3 protein-coding genes are annotated in these 2,569 nt (G+C 71.0%); all 3 read right to left on the bottom strand.

The window, feature by feature from the left end:
• On the bottom strand, positions 1 to 583 hold a 583-nt coding region (gene mutL / locus ACTS11_RS07810; protein ID WP_442639764.1), incomplete at its 3' end, for a DNA mismatch repair endonuclease MutL.
• A gap of 45 nt (positions 584 to 628) precedes the next feature.
• On the bottom strand, positions 629 to 1,945 hold the full coding sequence (locus ACTS11_RS07805; RefSeq protein WP_442639763.1) for a M16 family metallopeptidase: 1,317 nt from the start codon (positions 1,943 to 1,945) through the stop codon (positions 629 to 631).
• A partial coding sequence (locus ACTS11_RS07800; protein WP_442639762.1) for a M16 family metallopeptidase occupies positions 1,942 to 2,569 on the bottom strand: 628 nt, incomplete at its 5' end. The genes ACTS11_RS07800 and ACTS11_RS07805, both read right to left, overlap by 4 nt.

Below are 2,569 nucleotides of genomic sequence, written 5' to 3'. Positions count from 1 at the left end.
GCTCGGCCATGGCGAGGCGCTTCACCACGTCGGTGATCGCCTGCATCTCGGCCCGGTCGGAGCGCAGGAACTTCAGCCGCGCGGGTGTCGCGTGGAAGAGGTCGCGCAGCTCCACCACCGTCCCGCGCGACAGGGCGGCGGGCTTCACCGGCCCCATGACGCCGCCCGAAACCTCGATCCGGTGAGCGGCGTCGCCCCCGGTCCGGCTGGTGATGGACAGGCGCCCGACCGCGCCGAGCGAGGGCAGCGCCTCGCCCCGGAACCCGAAGCTCGTGATGTTGAGGAGGTCGGTGCCGTCGATCTTGGACGTGGCGTGGCGCGACAGCGCGAGGGGAAGGTCGTCCGCCCCCATGCCGCAGCCGTCGTCGGTGACGCGGATCAGCGTCTTGCCGCCATGTGCGACCTCGACCGAGATCCGGCTGGCGCCGGCGTCGAGGGCGTTCTCCACCAGCTCCTTCACGGCGCTCGCGGGCCGCTCCACCACCTCGCCGGCGGCGATACGGTTGATCGCGGCCTCGTCGAGCTGCCGGATGACGGGCCTGAGGTCCGCGTTGGAGCTTATGTTGGGGTCTCCGAGGGGCATGCCACGATACCTAGCATGCCCCTGCGGGATTCGGAAAGGCCGGGTTCAGTTGGAGGGATCGAGCCCCTCGGGCTGGCCCACCACGACGAAGTGCAGTTCCTCCGGCCGCAGAAGGCGCTGCGCCACGCGGCGCACGTCCTCCGCCGTCACCGCCTCGACCTGGTCGTTGCGTGTCGCGATGTAGTCGACGGGCATACCGTCGGCCTGCATCCCCGCGAGGATGCCCGCGATCCGCCCGTTCCCGTCGAAGCGCAGCGGATAGGCGCCGGTCAGGTAGCGCTTGGCGGCTTCCAGTTCCGCGTCCGTGACGCCGTTGGCGGCGAGGTCGTCCCACTGCTCGCGGATCACCGCGATGGCCTCGGCCACAAGCTCGTTCGAGGAGGAGAAGCGCCCGCCCATCGTCTGCCCGTACTCGGAAAGCCCGAGGAAGGAGTAGACGCCGTAGGTCAGGCCGCGCTCGACGCGCACCTCCTGCATCAGGCGGGAGTTGAAGTTGCCGCCGCCGAGGATCTGGTTGAGCACGAAGGCCGGGAAGAAGTCCGGGTCGTCGCGCGCGATCCCCTCGTGGGCGAAGACGGCGACCGACTGCGGCGACGGGAAATCCACCACCGTCGTCCCGCCGCTCAGTGCGTAATCCGCCATCTCCGGCATGGCCGCGCCCTCGGCCGGAAGGTCGCCGAGGATGCGGTCGAGGAGGAGGCCGAGCTCTTCCGCCGTGATGTCGCCGGCCGCGCCGACCACCACCCGGTCCCGCGCGAGCACCGCGTCATGCGCCGCCACGAGGTCGTCGCGGGTGAGCGCCGCAACGCTCTCGCGGGTGCCTTCGAGTGCGCTGCCATAGGGGTGGTCGCCCCAGGCGAGGCCGTTCAGCGTCGCCGTCGCGATCTCGTCGGGGTCGCGCGCGTCGCCCTCGATGATGGACAGGACCTGGCCGCGCACGCGCTCGATCGCGTCCTCGTCGAAGCGCGGCTCGATCAGGGCGTCGCGCAGCAGGTCGGCGGCAGCATCCCTGTTCTCGGTCAGCATCCGGGCCGAGACGGTCAGCGCGTCGCGGTAGACGTCGAACTCGAAGCCCGCGGCCATGCCCTCCACCGCCTCGGCGAAGGCGCGGGCATCCATGCCGGCAGCCCCTTCCTCGAGGAGGCCGGTCATGAGGTGGACCGCGCCCCGCGCCCCCTCGGGGTCGAGCGAGGCGCCGCCCATGAACCAGATGTCGAGCGCGACGAAGGGGATCGAGTGATCCTCGACGAGCCATGCCTCGATGCCGCCGGGGGAGGTCACTTCCTCGATCTCGATGGCCTGCGCGAGGCCCGGCAGGACGAGGAAGGCGGCGGTCAGGAGTCCGGTCAGGCGGGGGATCATTGCGACACCTCCAGGGCGGGTTCTTGGGTGGCGTCCTCTTCGGTCGGGCGCATGAGGTAGCCGGTCACGGAGGAAGTGCCGCCGAACAGCGCGCGCGCCTCGGCCATCACCTCGTCGATGGTGACGGAGGCGAGCACCTCGGGCCACGTCAGCACGTCCTCGACCGTCAGGCCGCTGGTCAGCGCCACGCCGTAGCCGCGCGCGAGGCCGTGGACGTCGTCCTCCTCGTAGATCTGCGCGGCTTCGATCTGGAACTTGATCCGCTCGAATTGCGCGGGGTCGATGCCCTCCTCGAGGAAGGCCGCGATCGTGCGCTCCAGGTCGGCCTCGGCCTCCTCGAGCGTGACGCCGGGAACGGGCACGTTCACGAGGTTGAAGCTCGAGGCGTCGTAGCTGGTGGAATCGTACCAGGCCGAGGCGAAGACCGAACGCTCCTCCTCCACCTGGAGGCGGCGGGAGAGGACGGCGGTCTGTCCCGACCCGCCCAGCACCTCGGCCAGCAGCGTCAGGGCGGCGGCCTGCCGCTGGTCCCCGCTCTCGCGCGGGGGCACCAGGAAGGCGCGCGCCACGTAGGGATTGGCCACGCGCTCGTCCTCGAAGATCACGCGGCGGTCGGCGATCTGC

This window comes from Roseicyclus sp. (genome assembly GCF_052168335.1).
Lineage (GTDB): Bacteria > Pseudomonadota > Alphaproteobacteria > Rhodobacterales > Rhodobacteraceae > Roseibacterium.
Note: the sequence above shows the minus strand (reverse complement) of the source record. Positions and strands in the feature narration are given on the sequence as shown.